The organism is Streptomyces albus subsp. albus (assembly GCF_000719865.1).
GTDB lineage: Bacteria > Actinomycetota > Actinomycetes > Streptomycetales > Streptomycetaceae > Streptomyces > Streptomyces albus_E.
The window spans coordinates 41217-59583 of sequence record NZ_JOID01000021.1; the positions used below are offsets into that span (position 1 = coordinate 41217).

At 72.4% G+C, this 18367-nt stretch carries 14 protein-coding genes, 1 tRNA gene and 1 pseudogene; 9 read left to right on the forward strand and 7 right to left on the reverse strand.

The features are described 5' to 3' along the window. Positions 1-277 precede the first annotated feature (277 nt). The 6 genes from IF83_RS0121660 to IF83_RS0121685 all read left to right on the forward strand — a co-directional run bounded on the left by IF83_RS0121660 (position 278) and on the right by IF83_RS0121685 (position 7241). Positions 278-1315, forward strand: a complete 1038-nt coding sequence (locus tag IF83_RS0121660) for a sugar phosphate isomerase/epimerase family protein (protein WP_078843719.1) — start codon at positions 278-280, stop codon at positions 1313-1315. Continuing rightward, on the forward strand, positions 1315-2346 hold the full coding sequence (locus IF83_RS35675) for an EboA domain-containing protein (RefSeq protein WP_208605923.1): 1032 nt from the start codon (positions 1315-1317) through the stop codon (positions 2344-2346). The genes IF83_RS0121660 and IF83_RS35675 overlap by 1 nt, the downstream gene beginning before the upstream one ends. 7 nt (positions 2347-2353) lie before the next feature. Continuing rightward, on the forward strand, positions 2354-3208 hold the full coding sequence (locus tag IF83_RS0121670; RefSeq protein ID WP_030546656.1) for a TatD family hydrolase: 855 nt from the start codon (positions 2354-2356) through the stop codon (positions 3206-3208). Between the two features lie 3 nt (positions 3209-3211). Beyond that, positions 3212-4444 (forward strand): metabolite traffic protein EboE, encoded by a 1233-nt coding sequence (gene eboE, locus IF83_RS0121675; protein ID WP_030546658.1) that lies wholly within the window; start codon positions 3212-3214, stop codon positions 4442-4444. 53 nt (positions 4445-4497) lie between these two features. Beyond that, entirely contained in the window at positions 4498-5913 is a 1416-nt protein-coding gene (locus tag IF83_RS0121680; RefSeq protein ID WP_051723104.1) for an alkaline phosphatase family protein, read from the forward strand. 269 nt (positions 5914-6182) lie between these two features. After that, positions 6183-7241 (forward strand): sugar phosphate isomerase/epimerase family protein, encoded by a 1059-nt coding sequence (locus IF83_RS0121685; protein WP_030546662.1) that lies wholly within the window; start codon positions 6183-6185, stop codon positions 7239-7241. Positions 7242-7546: 305 nt separating this feature from the next. Here IF83_RS0121685 and IF83_RS0121690 read toward each other — a convergent pair whose 3' ends face one another. Then, on the reverse strand, positions 7547-8644 hold the full coding sequence (locus IF83_RS0121690; protein ID WP_030546664.1) for an alpha/beta hydrolase: 1098 nt from the start codon (positions 8642-8644) through the stop codon (positions 7547-7549). A gap of 489 nt (positions 8645-9133) precedes the next feature. Between IF83_RS0121690 and IF83_RS0121695 the strand changes: the two genes are divergently transcribed. The 3 genes from IF83_RS0121695 (at position 9134) to IF83_RS0121705 (ending at position 10246) form a co-directional block, all read left to right on the forward strand. Further along, positions 9134-9221 (forward strand) — tRNA-Leu (locus tag IF83_RS0121695). A 213-nt stretch (positions 9222-9434) separates the two neighbouring features. Continuing rightward, on the forward strand, positions 9435-9764 hold the full coding sequence (locus IF83_RS0121700; RefSeq protein ID WP_244177160.1) for a plasmid mobilization protein: 330 nt from the start codon (positions 9435-9437) through the stop codon (positions 9762-9764). After that, positions 9761-10246 carry a PIN domain-containing protein gene (locus IF83_RS0121705; protein WP_030546668.1) on the forward strand — a complete coding sequence of 162 codons (486 nt, stop codon included), beginning with the start codon at positions 9761-9763 and terminating at the stop codon, positions 10244-10246. The genes IF83_RS0121700 and IF83_RS0121705 overlap by 4 nt, the downstream gene beginning before the upstream one ends. A 386-nt stretch (positions 10247-10632) precedes the next feature. Here IF83_RS0121705 and IF83_RS30530 read toward each other — a convergent pair. From IF83_RS30530 to fxlM, 6 genes and pseudogenes are all read right to left on the reverse strand, one after another. Beyond that, positions 10633-11673, reverse strand: a pseudogene (locus tag IF83_RS30530) (hypothetical protein). Positions 11674-11740: 67 nt separating this feature from the next. After that, on the reverse strand, positions 11741-12571 hold the full coding sequence (locus IF83_RS0121715; RefSeq protein WP_030546670.1) for a thiopeptide-type bacteriocin biosynthesis protein: 831 nt from the start codon (positions 12569-12571) through the stop codon (positions 11741-11743). Between the two features lie 17 nt (positions 12572-12588). Continuing rightward, on the reverse strand, positions 12589-13833 hold the full coding sequence (locus tag IF83_RS0121720; protein WP_030546672.1) for a lanthionine synthetase C family protein: 1245 nt from the start codon (positions 13831-13833) through the stop codon (positions 12589-12591). Then, positions 13830-16733: a lantibiotic dehydratase gene (locus IF83_RS0121725; RefSeq protein WP_030546674.1), complete on the reverse strand. Its 2904-nt coding sequence runs from the start codon at positions 16731-16733 to the stop codon at positions 13830-13832. Before IF83_RS0121725 ends, IF83_RS0121720 begins: the two co-directional genes overlap by 4 nt. Positions 16734-16817: 84 nt before the next feature. Continuing rightward, a complete protein-coding gene (locus IF83_RS0121730) occupies positions 16818-17000 on the reverse strand; it encodes an FxLD family lanthipeptide (RefSeq protein WP_030546676.1) in 183 nt (60 codons plus the stop codon). A 67-nt stretch (positions 17001-17067) separates the two neighbouring features. Then, positions 17068-18273 carry a methyltransferase, FxLD system gene (fxlM, locus tag IF83_RS0121735; protein ID WP_030546679.1) on the reverse strand — a complete coding sequence of 402 codons (1206 nt, stop codon included), beginning with the start codon at positions 18271-18273 and terminating at the stop codon, positions 17068-17070. Between the last annotated feature and the right edge of the window lie 94 nt (positions 18274-18367).

Consider the following 18367-nt stretch of genomic DNA (forward strand, 5'->3'; position numbering starts at 1 on the left):
CGGCGGACCCGGCGGATCGCCCGGAGATCACGGGACCGCCGGGGCCGGCCGGACCGATGGAGCCGCCGGAAACCCTGAGAGCTACGGAAACCCTGGAAACACCGGGACCGCCGGGACCCCCGGGAAGCCCGGGACCGCCGACGCCAACCACTCCGGGACCGCCGGCAGCCCCAACCACTCCGGGGCCGGCCGGGCCCGTGAAGCGGTCCAAGGCCCCGGGACCGGCCGAGCCGCCGCTGCGGTTACCGGAATTCCCGTGGCTGTCGGCGCCCGATCGGTGGGGACCGCAGAGGACGCGCGGAGCGCGGACGCCACGGCGGACCCCGGTGCCCCGCGCTTCGCCTACGGCACCAACGGCCTCACCGATCTGCGCCTCGACGACGCCCTCGGCCTCCTCGCCGACCTCGGCTACCAGGGCGTCGGGCTGACGCTCGACCACATGCACCTCGACCCCCTCGCGCCCGATCTGGCCGCCCGCACCCGCCGGGTGGCCCGCCGCCTCGACCGGCTCGGCCTGTCCGTCACCGTCGAGACCGGCGCCCGCTACGTCCTCGACCCGCGCCGCAAACACCATCCCACCCTCCTCGACCCGGACCCGGAGGCCCGGGGGGCCAGGATCGCCCTGCTGCTCAAGGCCGTCCGCGTCGGCGCGGACCTCGGCGCGCACGCCGTGCACTGCTTCAGCGGCGCCGTCCCGCCCGGAGTGTCCGAGGACACGGCGTGGCAGCGCCTCGCCGAGTCGATGGCCCCGGTCGTGGACGCCGCCGCGGCCGCCGGAACCCCGCTCGCCGTCGAACCCGAACCGGGCCACCTCCTCTCCGGCATCGCCGGTTTCCACCGGCTGCGCACGGCACTCGGCGCCCCGGACGCCCTCGGCATCACCCTGGACATCGGCCACTGCCAGTGCCTCGAACCCGAACCGCCCGCCGACTGCGTACGGGCGGTGGCGCCGTGGCTGCGGCACGTCCAGATCGAGGACATGCGGCGCGGGGTGCACGAACATCTGCCGTTCGGGGAGGGCGAGATCGACTTCCCGCCCGTGCTCGCGGCGCTGCGCGCGATGGAGTACGGGGGCCTGGTCGGTGTCGAGCTCCCCCGCGACTCCCACCGCGGCCCCGAACTGGCCCGCGCCTCCCACGACTTCCTCGTACGGGCGGACGCCGAGGCCCGCGCCCGCTGCACCGGCCCCATGGCGGCCGGCGCCGTCCGCCGCGCCCCGCACCCGGCCGGGCGCGTCCCCGGACGGAGCGCGGGCCCCGTCCCGCTCTCCGGCGCTTCCCGGCTCTCCGGCTCCGCGACAGGAGGAGAACGCTGATGCCGCCCGGCGACCCCGCTCTCGGTGCCGGAGCCCTCGCCCCCGGGCGCCCCGGCCTCGTGGAGTTGCACGAGCGTCTCCGTGCGCGGCTGTCCGCCCCGGCACGGGAATGGCTGGACGCGGCTCTCGCGGCCGCCGAAGCCGAGGCGACGGAAGCGGAGGCCGCCGGAGCAGAGCCCTCACGGCCCGCGCCGGCCTCCCCGGCCGGATCCGGGCAGGTGCCGCCCGCCCGGACCCGTCCACCGGCCTGGGAGCTCCGTTTCGCCTCCGCGGGGCGCCACATCGGCCGCGACCCCGGGGCCCGCGCGCGCCCCGGACCGGACCCGGTCCACAGTCCCGGCCCGCACTCCGACCCCGTCACCCGTCCCGCCCCGGGCGGCGAACACGCCCCCGGCGCCCTCGCCGAGCCCACCGGCCGGGCGGAGCCCACCGGCCGGGCGGAGCCCACCGGCCGGGCGGACACCACCGGCCTCACCGACCCCGCCGACACCGCCCGGGTCCTCCTACTCCACGCCGCACGCGCCACCCCCGGCACCCTCGCCCGCCTCTACCACCAGGGCACCGCCGCCGAGCGCCGCGCCGTCCTGCTGGCCCTGCCGTATCTTCCCGGCATCGGATCCGAGGCCGTCCCCCTCGTCGAGGACGCGCTCCGGGCGAACGACACCCGGCTGATCACCGCCGCCGTCGGTCCGTACGCGGCGCGGCACCTCGGCCCGCACGCCTGGCGCCACGCCGTGCTCAAGTGCCTGTTCACCGGGGTGCCGGTTACGGCCGTCGCGGGCCTCGCGGACCGGGCCCGCGATGACGCCGAACTGGCCCGGATGCTCGGCGACTACGCCCGCGAGCGCACCGCGGCCGGCCGCCCCGTCCCGCCCGGTCTCCACCACGTCCTGACCCTGACGGAGAAACGGCCGCCTGCCGCAGAGCCGCCCGCGCCCCAGCCGTCCGCCCCCGCGCAACCCACCGCGGAGCCCGAGCCGCCCGCCGCCCAGCCGTCCCCCACGGAGCCCGCCGCGACCGAGGAGCCCTGACCACCCCATGCGCATCTTCGACCCGCACATCCATATGACCTCGCGCACCACCAACGACTACGAGGCCATGTACGCGGCGGGCGTCCGCGCCGTCGTCGAGCCGTCCTTCTGGCTCGGCCAGCCCCGCACCGCACCGGCCAGCTTCTTCGACTACTTCGACGCGCTCCTCGGCTGGGAGCCGTTCCGCGCCGCCCAGTACGGCATCGCGCACCACTGCACGATCGCCCTCAACCCCAAGGAGGCGAACGACCCGCGCTGCGTCCCCGTCCTGGACGAACTGCCGCGCTATCTCGTCAAGGACTCGGTCGTCGCCGTCGGGGAGATCGGCTACGACTCGATGACCCCCGCCGAGGACGAGGCCCTCGCCGCGCAGCTCCAGCTCGCCGCCGACCACGAGCTGCCCGCCCTGGTCCACACCCCGCACCGCGACAAGGCCGCCGGCCTCCGCCGCACCCTCGACGTCGTGCGGGAGTCCGACCTCGACCCCGGGCTCGTCCTGCTCGACCACCTCAACGAGACGACCGTCGACGAGGCACGCGACAGCGGCTGCTGGCTCGGCTTCTCCCTGTACCCCGACACCAAGATGGACCCGGCCCGCATGGTCGCCCTCCTCCGCTCCCACGGCACCGAGCGCATGCTCGTCAACTCCGCCGCCGACTGGGGCCGCAGCGACCCGCTGACGACCCGGCAGGCAGGCGACGCGATGCTCGCCGCCGGGTTCACCGACGACGAGGTCGACCAGGTCCTGTGGCGCAACCCCGTGGCCTTCTACGGGCAGAGCGGCCGGCTCGACACGGCCGCCCCCGCCCCGGCCGCCGCCGCTACCCACGAGGGCAACTCCATACTCCGGGGAGGCTCCTGACCCGTGCGCTTCCGGCATCCCGACGGCTCGACCGTCCACCTCGCGTACTGCACCAACGTCCACCCGGCGGAAACCCTCGACGGCGTGCTCCGCCAACTCCGCGAGCACTGCGAACCCGTACGCCGCCGCCTCGGCCGGGACCGGCTCGGCATCGGCCTCTGGCTGGCCCGCGACGCCGCCCGCGCGCTCGTCGCCGACCCGGCCGCGCTCCGCTCCCTCCGCGCCGAACTCGACCGGCGCGGCCTGGAGGTCGTCACCCTCAACGGCTTCCCGTACGCGGGCTTCGGCGCCGAACGGGTCAAGTACCGCGTCTACCGCCCCGACTGGACGGAACCGGAACGCCTCGGCCACACCACCGACCTCGCCCGCCTCCTCGCCGGACTGCTCCCCGACGACGAGCCCGAGGGCACCATCTCCACCCTCCCCCTCGCCTGGCGCACCCCGTACAACGCCGCCTCGGAGCGCACCGCCCGCCGGGCCCTCACCCTGCTCGCTCAGCGGCTCGACGCCCTGCAGGACCTCACCGGCACCTCCATCCGGATCGGCCTCGAACCGGAACCCGGCTGCACCGTCGCCACCACCGCCGACGCGGTCGCCGCGCTCAGCGGCCGGGGCGGCCCGCCGCTCCACCGCATCGGCGTCTGCGTGGACACCTGCCACCTCGCGACCGAGTTCGAGGAGCCCGGCCCGGCCCTGGACGCGCTCGGCGCGGCGGGCATCCCCGTCGTCAAGGCCCAGCTGTCGGCGGCGCTGCACGCCGAACAGCCCGGACGGGAGGACGTACGGGCGGCCCTGGCCGCCTTCGCCGAACCGCGCTTCCTCCACCAGACCCGCACCCGCACCCCGGAGGGGCAGGTCGCCGGCACCGACGACCTGCCCGAGGCCCTGGGCCTGCCCGCCACGGAACCGTCCACCCGGGCCGCCGGTGGTGCGAGCCGCGCGGGCACGGCGCTCCCCACGACCGCCCCCTGGCGGGTCCACCTCCACGTCCCCCTGCACGCCGAGCCCGCGCCCCCGCTGACCTCCACCCTCCCCGTCCTCCGCGACACCCTCACCCGGCTCGTCGGCGGCCCGGTGCCCCTCACCCGCCACCTGGAGGTGGAGACCTACACCTGGCAGACCCTGCCGCCCGAGCTGCGCCCCCGCACCCGGGCCCGGCTGGCCGAGGGCATCGCCGCCGAACTGTGCCTCGTCCGAGACCTGTTGACCGACCTCGGCCTCAAGGAGCTGCCGTGACACCCCCCGGTACCCCGGGCCCGACCGGGACGGCCCGCACAGAAGACCCGGGCATCCCGGACGACCACGCCCCCCTCGCCCCCCGCAGGCTGCTGGTCCTCGACGTCGTCGGTCTCACCCCCCGCCTGCTCGCCCACATGCCCAACCTCCGCGAGCTGGCCGAGACCGGCGACCGCTCGCCCCTGGAGACCGTCCTCCCCGCGGTCACCTGCGCCGCCCAGTCGACGTTCCTCACCGGCGCCCTGCCCGCCGAGCACGGCATCGTCGGCAACGGCTGGTACTTCCGCGAGCAGGGCGAGGTGCTGCTGTGGCGGCAGCACAACGGTCTCGTCGGCGGCGACAAGCTCTGGGACGCGGCCCGCCGCGCGCATCCCGGCTACACCGTCACCAACGTCTGCTGGTGGTACGCGATGGGCGCCGACACCGACATCACCGTCACCCCGCGCCCCGTCTACTACGCCGACGGCCGCAAGGAACCCGACTGCTACACGCGCCCCACCGGCCTCCGCGACGAACTCACGGAGAAACTCGGCACGTTCCCGCTCTTCCACTTCTGGGGCCCCGGCGCCGGCCTCACCTCCACCCAGTGGATCATCGACGCCACCCGCCACCTCATGCGCACCCGCCCCACCGACCTCACCCTCTGCTACCTCCCGCACCTCGACTACGACCTCCAGCGGTACGGCCCCGACGACCCCCGCTCCCACGCCGCCGCCACCGCCCTCGACACCGCCCTCGTCCCGCTCCTGGACGAGGCCCGGGCCGCCGGGGCGACGGTCGTCGCCCTCTCGGAGTACGGCATCACCCGCGTCAGCCGCCCCGTCGACATCAACCGCGCCCTGCGCCGCGCCGGCCTGCTGGAGGTGTACACCCAGGACGGCATGGAGTACCTCGACCCCTGGACCTCCCGCGCCTTCGCCGTCGCCGACCACCAGCTCGCCCACGTCTACATCCGCCGCCCCGGCGACCCGGCGGAGACGACCGCCGTCCGCGAAGCCCTCGCCGGCCTCCCCGGCATCGCCGAACTCCTCGACGACGAGGGCAAGAAGGCCCACGGTCTGGACCATCCGCGCTCCGGCGAACTGGTCGCCGTCGCCGAACCCGACGCCTGGTTCACGTACTACTACTGGCTGGACGACGACCGCGCCCCCGACTTCGCGCAGCTCGTGGAGATCCACCGCAAGCCCGGCTACGACCCGGCCGAGCTGTTCATGGACCCGGAGGACCCCTACGTCCGGCTGCGCGCCGGGACGGCACTGGCCCGCAAGAAACTCGGCATGCGCTACCGGATGGCCGTCGTCCCCCTCGACCCCACACCGGTGCGCGGCAGCCACGGCCGGCTGCCGGACCGGGAGGAGGACGGCCCGCTGCTGATCTGCTCCCGCCCGGGCGCGCTCCGCGCCGACGGCGCCCCGGTCCCGGCCACGGCCGTCAAGTCCCTCCTCCTCCGCCTGGCCGGGCTGGGCTGATCCGGGCGCCCGACCGCTCCACCGGCACCGACCGCACCCGGCACCACGGAGACCACGGCACCACCGGCACCATCCCTGCCGTCGGCATCACCGCGTCACCCGCACCACCTGCGTAACCCCACCCACCGCACCGCCCGCGCGACCCCACCACTTACGCAGCCCGTCAACCGCACCGCCGCACCGTGTCCGCCCGGCCACCATGACGGCCGAACCGCCCTGCGCGCTCAGCCCTTTGCCCCCTCCCACTCCTTCCCGACAGGAGCGTCACCGTGAAGAACGACTCCGAACTCGCCCAGCGCCTCCGCCGCCGCGGATTCCTCGGCGTCGCCGCGGGAACCACCGCCGCCGCCCTCCTCGGCACGGCGGGCGCCGGGACGGCCCGCGCCGCGGAGGCCGCCGACCCCGGCCGAGCCTCCGCCCCCGCCGGACGGGGCGGCCCGCTCCTCCCGCCCGGACGGCTCGGCGTGCAGCTCTACAGCCTCCGCGACCAGGTCTCCACGGCCGGATTCGCCCGAGTCTTCGCGGAGTTGGAGAAGTACGGCTACGACGAGATCGAATTCGCCGGCTACACCCAGGGCACCGCCGGCCCGATCACCCTCCCCGAGCTCCGCCGCCTGGTCCGCGACAGCGGCCTGCGGGCCGTCGGCAGCCACGTCGGCTACTACTCCGACGACCCCACCGCCTACACCTTCGCCACCAGCCTCGGCCAAGTCCTGGACGACGCCGCGGAGCTGGGCCTGAAGCACATCGGCACGGCCAGCGGGCCGTTCCGCTACGGCGACACGGTCGACGCCTGGAAGCGGGCCGCCGAGGACTTCAACACCTACGGCGCCGCGGCCAAGGAGCGCGGCATCACCTTCTACCAGCACAACCACGCGGAGGAGTTCTCCTTCGCGAGCGACCGCCCCGACGTCCGCCTCTACGATGTGCTGCTCGCCGAGACGGACCCGCACCTGGTCTCCCTCGAAATGGACATCTACTGGGCCTACTGCGCCCAGTTCCGCTTCAGCGTCCGCCCGGACGGCAAGCCGGCGCCGTTCGACCCGATCGACTACGTCCTGAAGCAGCCGCACCGCTACCCGCTCTTCCACGTCAAGGACGGCGAACACGACCCGTCCACCCGCGACGGCTACCGCATGACGGACGTCGGCGACGGCGACATCGACTACCAGCGCTTCATCGGCGGCGTGGAACGCCTCGCCCGCCACCGCCACGGCAGCCGCTCGCACCACTGGATCGCCGAACACGACAACCCGGCCGACTCCCTCTCCTTCGCCCGCCGCTCGGCGGCCCACCTGCGCTCCCTGCGCGCGAAGCCGGACTGCTGACGGCGGCGCCCCGCCCCCGCCCCCGCCCCCGCCGTCCACCGCGGCCGGATCAGGAGCCCGGAGCCGGGGCGGCACGGCTTGCGCCCGGCCGTGACGGGGCGGGGGCGGACCCGGCCACGGGGCACCGGACCGCGGAGCGGTCGCAGCACGGACCAGCGCCCCACCGGAGACGGAACACGGGTGGCGGAACACCGGACGCGGGGGGACCGGGGCGGGGGATCCGGACGCGGCGGGAACCGGTGGCGGACGGGGCGGTGCCGCCGGGCTGGGAAACGGAGGCAGCCCCGCCCGGGCGCGGTTCGCGCTCACCGGTCCCGCAGCGCCCCGAGCAGCATCGGCAGCGTGGCGTACAGCTCCCGCTCCCAGTAGGCCGGGGCGTGCGTACCGCGGAAGAAGTGCGTGCTGATCCGCACCCCCTCCTGCTGGAGCCGGTACGCCACCGCCCGGGACTCGTCGCCCATGATCGACTCCGTCAGGGAGATCACCTCCCGGGGGAAGAGCCGCGCCAGCTCCTCGAATCCGGGGATATCCTCGTCCGGTTCGACGTCCGGCGGGTCGAGACGGCCCGGGGTCCCGTCACCGGAGGCGATGTGCACCCGGACGCCCCTGAGCCGCGGGGCCAGGTAGTACGGGTCGTTGGCCTCCCAGATGTGCCGCTGCCGCACCGGGTCGCCCCAGATCCGCCGCCACTCGACACCCAGGTACTCCGACCCGCACACGACCGCGTCCGGATACATCAGCGGATGCAGAAACCCGCTCCAACTGGCCGCGGCGCGGAACACCCCCGGGTGGCGCGCCGCGTACTTCAACGCCCCGTACCCGCCCTGCGACTCCCCGGCCACGGCACGGCGCACACCCGCCCCGTAGTCCCGCTCCAGCAGCGGCCGCAGCTCCCGCAGATGGAAGGACTCCACGGCCGGAGGGCCGCCGGTGCCGCCGTTCCACCAGTCCGTGTAGAAGCCGTAGAACGGCATCGACGGCATCACCACCAGCACCTTCCGCACGGAGGGCTCGTGCTGGAGGCCGTACTCGTCGGTGAAGGCCAGATGCTCCGCGTTGCCGCCGGGCAGCAGCCACAGCACGGGCCAGCGGTCCCGGGGGCCGCGCTCGTCCCAGCCGTCGGGGACGAGCAGCCGCACGTCGGCGGTGCCGCCCAGGGCGGGGGAGCGGAGGGTCAGATCGACGATCCGCTCCCCGGTCCGCCGCTCCCGGATGACCTGAGCGCCCCCGCCGTCGTGGCCGGGTACGGAGCTCGGACCGGAGCCGACGCCGAGGCCGAGGGCCGGGCCGGCGTCGGCCCGGGCGGACCCGGCGGCGCCGAGCAGCGGCGGCGCGGCCAGACCGGCCACGGCGGCCGCGGCGGCCGTGCGGAGGATGCGGCGGCGAGGCGGTGTTGAGGACATGGGCGTCTCCGTTCAGAAGACGGGGCTGATGGCTGATCCTCATGCTCGACGGCCGGCTTCCCCACCGGCACCGGGACACCCCGGACATCCACCCCAGGAGGCCCCCGTCGGCCCCCTCGGGGAACCCCCGGCGGCGGGCCGGGCCAAGGCCGCGCGACTGCGGGCCGGCGGCCGGCCAAGGGTCCGGGTTGCCGACCGGCGCACCTGCCGCCCACCCCGAGACCCGTCAACGGCGAAGGGGGACGCGCGACCGCGCACCAGAGCGTCCGGTCCTCGCACAGAGTGACGGGCAGGGCACACCGCGACCGGCCGGCCCAGTGGCCCCGACCGCAGGTCCGGGACCGGTCACTCCCCGTCATAGCGACAGGTCACCGCAGGCGTGAGGGCCCTCCGCTGGCCCTCCGCCCGCTGGGCATACGAAGGTGAAACACACCCGGAACCCCTGGTATCGTTGGTCTCGTCGCCGCGGGAAACCGAGGCGCTCACCTTGTCCGGGTGGCGGAATGGCAGACGCGCTAGCTTGAGGTGCTAGTGCCCTTTATCGGGCGTGGGGGTTCAAGTCCCCCCTCGGACACCAGTGGGAATTACCGGTCGAGTCGTGTGACTCGACCGGTAATTTTTCGTTTCCGATGCCTCACGCCTCGCAATCAGCTCGGTGTGCGGGCATGAGCTTGGGCTCTGACGCTCCGGACGCCGTAATCAAGTGCCGCCCCCTCTCTCGCGAGAGGGATCTGGATCAATCCGTCCCACAGCACTCGCATCGCTGTCATACGCGTATTACGATGCCTTCGTGGCAAAGACGCGGATCAGTATCAGCTTGGACCAGGACCAGGCCGAACGCATCAGGCAGCACGCGGAGCGGGCGGGCATCGACGTCTCGGCGTACCTGGTGCATGCCGCCACGCGCCAGATGGCCGAGAGCGACGCCATAGAGGAACAGTTCGCCGAGGTGGACGCAGTCATCTCCCGGGCGGAGCGAGCGGCGGACGGACTGCCCGCCGAACCCGCCCGGGAACCGGCCGCGGAACTGACGGAGCAGGAACGCCTCGAAGTCGAGGAGGCCCTGGGCCTCGTCCGCGGCCAGGACCGGAAGGGCCGCCGTCCGGGACATGCCGCGTGAGCGCACGGGTGCCGGTCTACGACACCGGCATGCTCATCGCGCTCGCCGACCGCAAAGCCAAGGCGGTGGCCCTGCACGAGGGGCTGCGCACGGTCCCGCACCGGGCACTGGTGCTCGGCCCGGTCCTCGCCCAGGTGTGGCGCCCCCAACCGGCGTTGGTGCACGCCCTGTCCGGCGTCCTGAAGGACTGCACGGTTCCTCAGGCCCGCACGTCCGAGCCGCCCATGCGCGAGACGAAGGCCGGCCGTCCGGAGTGCTTGGCCTGTGCGACGGGCCCGGATCTCGCGGACTGGCGGCGCATCGGCACCTCCCTGGGCAGGGCGGCCCTGCCGGCGAAGAAGCGGCCGGACACGGTGGACGCCTGGGTGGCCCTGGCAGCCGCCCGGCACGGCAGCGCGGTGATCTTTACCACCGACCCGGGGGACATCCGGGCCTACCTGACGGTCCTCGCGCCGACGGATGTACACGTGGTGGCCGTTTGACGACCGGGAGCCACGCTCCGCCCGGTCCAGATGGTCGCGGAGGTGCTGAACGAGCCTTCGGCAGGAGAGGAGCGCGGGGCTTGGTGCTGCGCGCTGGCCGATCGCCGTCTATCCGGTCTCCGGCACGGCCGAGGTCGTCTTCCAGGATCTGAAGCGACGCCCGCCGTTCGACGACGAACCGCTGCGGCGGGCGCTGCTGACCCGGTTCAATGAGATCAAGGGGATCGACCTGGCCGCGGCGAAGCTGGACCTGCGCCCGTCGTTCCCTCTGGAGATCTTCGCCGAGCACAGCGAGGAGATCTGCGCGGTACTGGAGTGGTTCGCGCACACGGTTGTCGTGGCCGAGGCATACCGGAAGGGGAGCCGTCCGTGCTGTGAGGGTGCGGTCAGTCTCGACGCGAGGCGTGATGCTGTACGGGCAGAGCATCCCGGATCGTGCGGTGGCTCGTACGGAGCGCCGTGGTGAGTTGGCCGCGCAGTCCGTCAGGGAGCTTGCCGGCTCCGAGGGCGCAGGCGTTCACTATGTCTTGGCAGTTCTTCTGCTGCCCGCCCGTCGCGAACGCGGTGAACAAGGAGTGGGCCAAGTGTTCCCGCGCGGCGTTTCCGTCGTTCAGTTTCGTGGCACGGCGGTGCAGTTCCTTGACGACGCGGCGCGCGACGGCTTCGCTGTCGCTCCCGATGATGTCCAGGATCGTCAGACCCAACCGGGCATCGAAGGCAGCAGTGTCTGGTGTGGGCTCCAGATCGACCTAGATGTCCGCCAACCCATGGGCATACCGGTCGACCAGCTGCCCGGTAGAGCGATGACACAGTGCGGTCAGACACGCGGTCACGGCCTGTTCCCATGGTTCGCCCGGAGCGGTGTCGCCAAGAAGGTCCCCGGCGTGCGCCGGATCGAGTGCGACCAAGGCGGCGAGGACGGCCACTTGGCGGCCGTCGAGCATGCGCTGTCCTATGCCGCGGCGCGCCTGGACATGGGCGAGGGCTTCGGTCCAGCGGCCGGCTGTGGCCAGTGCGCGCGTGCCGTCGGCGAGGAGGATGCTCCACAGCCAGACACGGACCTCTTCGCGGTCGTCGGCCTGCTGTACCAGATCAGCGGGTACGGCAACGTCCTCGACCCGGGCGGGGCGCCCAGTGGTGATGGCGTCGAACAGCGTCAGGAGGTGTTGGCGGCCGTCATCTGCTCTTCCGGCGCGCAGGTGGAGGCGGGCGAGGTTCACCACGGGTTCGAGGGCGCGGATCGCGGACCCGGCGGTAAGGGGAGCGGTGCGCAGGTAGGTAGCGGCGTGCCGGCGGCACATCTCGCGTGCGAGGGCGGGAAGGCCGACATCGGAGGCGATGAGCGCGGCTTGGTTGATGACGGTGGAAGCCACGCTCGGGTCGCCCCGCTTCGCCGCGGTATCGGCGAGTTCGACGAGCGCGTGCACACGCCGGTGCAGAGGGAGGCAGGCGGGGCGGGGTCGAGCGATGAGTGGGAAGCGCCGGGCCACGACGTCAGGGGGTTTCCAGACCACCCGCGGTGCTCCTCTCCGTGGTGGGGTCGGGGCCGAAGACGGCGGTTTTCGCGGCGTCGGCGAGTGCCGCCTGCGTGGTGTAGGGCAGGCCCATCCGGTTCCAGGCGAACAGCACGTGGTGTGCCAGGACATCACGCAGGCCGCGGTGAAGCTGTCCGGAATTGCTGAGGTGAGCGAACTCCCTTCCGGCATCGGTGTAGGCGCGGGCCCATCCGGCAACGTGGGCCAGTGATTCCCCCGTGCGCATCAGGTCCTCACCGTGTACGGAGATCAGCCGGTACACGGCAGCGCGCAGTTGGCAGCGGGCGTCCCGCCCAGTGCCGGGAGACAGCGCTCGGTGGGTGCCGACGCGTGCCCAGACGTCGCCCTGCTCGTACCAGTCCAGTCCGGCGGAGCGCATCAGCAGGCTGCACAGCAGGAGGGATGTCTCGCGCCGGAGCCTGCCGGCGTCGCCTCGGAGGTGGACGATCAGGCTGCGGCTGTCGCGGTGGAAGAGGCGGTGGGCGGATGCCATGGCTTCGGCGCCGCCGAAGGCGTGTACCTCGGGTTCGTAGACGACCTCCGTCCACCCTGTGGCGTAGCCGCCTGCGACGAGTGCGTTCAAGTACCGGCCCATGTGGTGTCGTACGTCCGTGGCAGACAGGTAGCGCACGCGCCAGCACGGGCGTTTGCGGATGAGGAACCACGCGATCACCGGGCCTTGGTCCTCCGCGGTGCGCAGGAGCGGGGCGAGCTGGGCCAGGGCGGTCGTCTCGGCGCGCTCCCAGTCGGGAAATGCGATGTTGGCCTGGTGCCAGGTGGGTGAGTCCATGGGGGTCTCCAGGGCGTTCATGCCACGGCGAGGAAGGTGTCCCAGTGCGGCGTGGGGGCGCTGCCCACGCCGAGGGTGTGCAGAGCAAGGGCCGCTCCGGCAGCTCCGTCGAGCAGTTCCGGGGCGTGGTCACCTCGATGGATTGCAATGATCAAGCGGTCGGCCAAATGGGGCAGTTCCGCGGTGATCTCGGTGTTGCCCGTCTCGGTGGCCATCCGCCATGCGGCGTGCAGCAGACCGGCCATGCCGTGGCACAGCCCGATCTCGGGGAGCCTGTCCAGCTGGATGGGGTCGCGCAGGGCCGCGAGGATCGCGTTCTCGGCTGCCTGTACGCGCGCCGGGGTGCGGAGAGCGAGTCCGGCCAGTTGCTGGGCGCGGGCCGTGCCGCTGACGCCGTAGCACCAGGAGGGCCGGGGGTGCAGGTCGGGATGGACGCGTCCGCCGGCCGCCTGTTCCAGGGTGATGAGGCCCGGCCACCAGGAGCCGGTCTTCTCACCCTGGCGCCACTGGTCGGTCCAGGCACAGATCCGTTCGACGGCGCGGACCATCCCAGGAAGTGCCAGACCGCGCAGCAGGGCCAGGGAGAGCACGGACAGAGCGGCTCCCATGCCGTGGGCGAGCCCGAAGTTCCCGTGCCCGTGCGGGTAGTCGGCGCTGGGTGCTCCGGTAGGTGCCACGGTCGTCCACCACGGTGGCAGCCCGGCCTGACCGGGTAAGGGCTCGGTCAGGCGGACCAGATAGGCAAGGGCGTCGCGGGTGATCTCGTGGTGCGGGTGGCGGCTCAGATGGTAGGCAGCCAGCCCGGACAGACCCTGGATCAAGTCGAACTCTTCCATGGGGGGCCGCTCGGCGCGGTCGATGCGCAGGTGTGCCTTGGCCAGGCGGGTCCGCGTGAGGGTGAGGGTCGCTCGATCCAGGTGGTCCAGGAGCCGCAGATACCGGCTGGATGCGCTGGCCGCGCGGTGTGTGATGAAGGCCAGGGCCGGAGCGCCGAAGAACAGGTTCGCGTTGGCCGCCGCGCTCACGTCGCCGTGCACGGCCGCAGTCAGCCAGGTGTGGGCGGTGTTCCAGCTCCCGCGGCCGGTCCGGGCGCGTTCGATGTGCAGCAGGGCGATGCCCGAGGCTCCGCCGGCCAGAGACTGCGGCCAGGCGCGGCCGCCGTCCGGCCGGCTGCCGCGCCACGCGAAGTGGGGGTCGGTCAGTGCGTGGGCCAGTTGGTCGGCGGCCGACAGCGCGGCGGAGGTGAGGGCTGTCGCGGTCATGGTGTCCTCCTTGCCCGAGCCTTCCAGCTCAGGGCGGCGGCTCTGGCCAGGTGCAGGTGGAGGCGCTCTCGTGCCGGCTCCGGCCCGCACATCCGGACGTGGTGCAGATGCAGCAGGTCCGCGAGCAAATCCTGTGGGCGTGTCCCAGCATCCGTGATGACACGGCCGTAGGTGGCCAGCGCGTTGCGGCGTGCGGACCAACGTGCTCTGACGCTCGCGTCCAGGCCCGGAGCATCGGCGCTCACCAGGTTGACGGCCTGGCGGTAGACATCGCGGGGTGGCGCGGGCGGGTTCGTGCGAGCGTGCTTGATCAGCCAGTGCATCGCCTCGGCGTCCCCCAGTAGACCGGAGGCGATGTCCACCATGCTCGCCGCAGTCAGCGCATCGGGACTGGGCGCTTGCCTCTCGCTCTGAGCAACGAGTTGGGCCAGGGCAGCGGCGCTGTCGGCGGCGAAGAACTCCTCGGCCGCGTCCATCGCCGCAGGGCCGCCGAAGCGCGCGGTCTCTGGGAGGTACGTCTCCAGGCTTGCGTGGGTGATCAGGCCGCTGTTCCGAAGCCTGCGGGTCCATCCCCCGAGGTGCTCAATGGCCGAGCCGAGTGTTCCGGGTGCGCAGGCCAGGCGGACGCGGAGGTGGTCTTGAGGGGATCGGTAGCGAACGAACCACCACTGGGGTGCGCCCAGCTCTTCCAGAAGAGCCGGCAGGTGCCGGACCAGCAAAGGGTCCTGCCGGTCACGGTGCCCGTGGAGTTGGAGGAAGATGCGGTTGTCGCAGCCGGGTAGATGGCCGTGCTCACGGCCGACGACGTGGCCCGGCCCCGGGACGGGGGCGAGGGCCTGGTCTGTGGCGGCCAGGGGAATGACGATCTCGTGAGCGCGGCCGCCGGTCCATCCCAGACCCCCGTGCTGCGGCGCGGGGTGCAGCGTGACCGCTCCGTCGCGGTCCAGGTGCGTGCGCAGCAGGGCCCGGTGTGAGGGCTCCGCCAAGTCCAATGCCATGCGCTGGTCGGCATCGCTCAGATACACCCGCTCGGGCAGATGAGCGTCACGTCGCCACCGGGCGAGGGCTTGGTCCCACTGCGGCCACGACGCCGGCGCGCCGGGCAGGTCGGTGCTGGTCAGGAGCCAGCGAGCCGGGGACAGGATCGTGCGTCCGTAGCGCAGCGCGGGGAGAAACGGCAGGTTGGAGGCGGCGGTGCCCCACACGAACCCGGTGCAGGGGACCGCCAGCGCGACTGGCGCCTCGGCCAGGAAGCGTGCCAGCGGATGGGTGTGATGGCTCAGATCCACCGCATTCAACAGCAGCGTGTGCACCGGGCGGCGACGGGAGAGCGAGACCAGGTGCAATCGTTGGGCGTCGGCGGTCACCGCCAGGTCCGTCACGGAGATCAGACTCGTGTCCGGGGCCGGGTAGTCGCCGAGCGAGATCGCGAGTTCCGTTGCCTGCGGGGCGCGTGCGACGTTCTCAGCGCGCGCGGACAGTGGGGTGGAGTTGATCTGTGCGACGAGCGCGTTCTCGTGTACGGCGGGCAGTGAGGCGTACACCTCGGTCATGCGGCGGCGGTCCTCGGCGTGCAGTACGTCCAGGAAGCGACCGGTGGTCGCTCCGGCCGAGCGTGCCACTCCGACTACGTGCAGGGTGAACTCGCCCCGCGCCAATGCTGGAACGCTCGCAGCGTGAATGCGGACGGTCACTTCGGTGCTCGGTTGCACCGGGCGGCCGGGATCCGTGGTGGCCAGTTCCTCGATCGCGGCATCGTCGAGCTCGACTTCGAGGCAGCGCCGTATCCCTGCTGTGTGGGCGAGCTTGATGAGGCGACTGTCGCGGTCGGTCAACGGCGAGGGCGCCGGCACGGTGGTGGAGCCGAGGTAACCGGACGGGTACCCGAGTACGTCGATGGCATCCAGGACGGGGACGACCGCCCTGGGGCCGTACCGCTCAAGAAAGCGGCTGTGCCATTCAGTCCATCCGCTGAGAGCCGCACGGGGCGCGAGACGAGTGAGCGCCTTGGCTGCCGTTGCCGTTTCCTGAACCACGGTCTCCGGGACCACCAGGTCCCAGTCCACCCTCAGGTCGAACCCCGGCTTGGGGATCTCACGCAACACCGCTGCCTCAACGCGTGGGAGATGCCGTGCGTGATCTCTGAGGAAGACGAGCGGGTCGGTGACCGTCATTGCCGGGCGGAGACTGGTGATCAGGAATCGCTGTCTCACCAGCCCCGAGAGGAGTTTCTCGATCGCGGCGGGCGGCGCTGTGGGGAAGCCCGCGGTCAGCTTCGCGCTGAGGTCGCTCCACAGGACCGGGGCCCGCGCGGCCTTCAGCGCTTCGCGGACGGGTCTGGTCAAGCGGATCCGCACCTGCTCGGAAGCGCCGTCGCGGGCGGCGCATGGGCGGTGCTCGATCACCACATGCCCATCACGTTCGGCAACGAGGCCGGAGGTGAGCAGCTTCAAGCGGGGCTGCAGTGTGCTGTGTCCCTCGAACCGGTCGATGAGAGCCGTGATCCGTGCCGCTTCGGGCCTGGTCGTTGCCTGGTGCCCGTTGCCCACCCGCAGCTTGGGGCCGGCCCCTCTGTTCGCGGCCGCGACCCCGGCGAACAGACCGAATGGTGTGGCGCGCGTGCGGGCACGCAGCAGGTAGCGCAGTACGGAGAGCACCGCACGGCGTACGGCTGGGTCCGGCAGCGATCGGCCGGCACAGATCTCGTCCACCCGGCTTGCGAGGTCAGGGCTGGCGGCTCTGACAGCGACCGCGAAGCCGACCGCGCGCCACGTGTGTTGCAGCCACTCTCGCGACGAAGCCGCGTTTGCGGACGGGCCGGTCAGATCCGGCCAGACAACCGGACGGTCATCGCTCCACGCGGCCGCCCGGACCATTGCTGCGTCAACGTAGCGATACAAGACCTCTCCTGTGGCCGCGCGGTGTCCGGTCGCACCCGTGGACGGGGCGTGGCCGGACACCGCAGTGAACGCGGTTCGGCTCTGTTACGGGCAACTCACACAGGCGGTCGCGCAGGTGGAGTTGCAGCCGTCGTTCGTCAGGCGGATGAGCTGGTCCGCAGCCGGGCCGCCTTCGGCGATGGTGACGTCCAGGTCGAAGTCGTCGGACTCCCGCAATTCGACGGCCGGCTGTGCGGACGCGACCGGGCCTTCCAGTTGCATGGTCATGCATTCCTCCTCGGGGCAGTTGGCTGATGGTGTGGTGTCCCCCGGGCCCGAGGGCGGGCCGGGAGTCTCAGTTCCAGGTCACCGTGACAATGCCGTGGCGCTTCTGCACGGCGCCCTGGGGGAGGGGAGAGGGGACGTTCCCCGGCAGATACCGGAAGGTCGCGGCCCCTTGCCGACGGTGATCCCGGGCCCAGCGACGCAGCAGGGCCACGTACTCGTCCGCGAGCGTTTCGGCCCGGTTCCCGTGGGCGATGACGCCGCTCTCGAAACCGCCGGTGTTCTCGTTCTCGCGGCGGGTGCGATAGGCGATGCTGCCGTCCGCGACCAAGGCGGGCACGCCGAGCAGAGCCGACGCGTCCACGAGCCCCTGCTCGACGAGGTATTCAGCCGCGTGCAGCCGGGCCGGCCGCGACAGACTGAGCGTCAGGTACAGCTCCAACTCGTCCGGCAGGTCGTAGGCCGCCCCCGACCAGCGTGCCAACCGAGGAGTGTCGAACGCCTGGTCCAGAGCTGTGGGCTCGAGGGCGACGCGCTTGTCGTCCGTCTGCAGGGCGATGCCGTCGCGCAGAGCCACCTTGCGTTCTTCGGCTGCGCCTTCGCCCTGGATGGGCACGAAGCGGGCCAGGCAGTAGGAGCGGCTCCGCAGACCCTCGCCATCGCGGTCGAAGGCGACCGAACGGGTGGTCCCGCACAAGGTCAACGGAACGACGAGCCGGCCTTTCTCCGTGAGCTGGCCGATCCACGCCGGGGGAATGTCCCACGCGGCCGCAGTGACGATGATGCGGTCATACGGCGCTCCATCGGGAACACCGGCCTCTCCGTCGGCGAGCACCGTCCTCACCCGGTCGTATCCGGTGTCGTCCAGACACCTGCGGGCACGGTCGACGATGTCACGGTCGATGTCGACTGTGGTGACCGCTCCGTCACAGCCCACGAGTTCCTGGATGAGCGCGGCGTTGTAGCCGCCCGAGCCGATCTCCAAGACTCGCATGCCGGGCTCGACGGCGGCCTGTTCCAGCATCACGGCCTGGAGGTGAGCCGCGGACATCACACTCGTCTCCAGCCCCTGCTCGTCCCTCTTGACCGGCACGGTGCGGTGGATGTCGTAGGCGAGGTCCAGGGGCGCGTCGGGTGCGAACCGGTGTCGGGGCAGCGCAGCGAAGGCAGCGGCGACAGGCTCGGAAGCGATCGCTTTCCGGTCACGGAGAGCACGGACCATGTCCGCACGCAGCGTATCGGGATCACGAACGGTCGAGCCGTCAACAGCAGTCATCCGAATTACCTATTTCTGTTGGGAGTTGCGATGGCGGCAGCCCAGGTCAGACTGGTCGTCTGATGACGGGAAGCTGTTGTATTGCAACGTAGAG

Bases quoted from the DNA above. Each gene is read 5' to 3' on its own strand.
- IF83_RS35675 (WP_208605923.1), top strand. From the start codon at position 1,315: ATGCCGCCCGGCGACCCCGCTCTCGGTGCCGGAGCCCTCGCCCCCGGG.
- IF83_RS0121730 (WP_030546676.1), bottom strand. From the start codon at position 17,000: ATGACCATGCAACTGGAAGGCCCGGTCGCGTCCGCACAGCCGGCCGTC.
- IF83_RS0121690 (WP_030546664.1), bottom strand. From the start codon at position 8,644: ATGTCCTCAACACCGCCTCGCCGCCGCATCCTCCGCACGGCCGCCGCG.
- fxlM (WP_030546679.1), bottom strand. From the start codon at position 18,273: ATGACTGCTGTTGACGGCTCGACCGTTCGTGATCCCGATACGCTGCGT.
- IF83_RS0121670 (WP_030546656.1), top strand. From the start codon at position 2,354: ATGCGCATCTTCGACCCGCACATCCATATGACCTCGCGCACCACCAAC.
- IF83_RS0121720 (WP_030546672.1), bottom strand. From the start codon at position 13,833: ATGACCGCGACAGCCCTCACCTCCGCCGCGCTGTCGGCCGCCGACCAA.
- IF83_RS0121715 (WP_030546670.1), bottom strand. From the start codon at position 12,571: ATGGACTCACCCACCTGGCACCAGGCCAACATCGCATTTCCCGACTGG.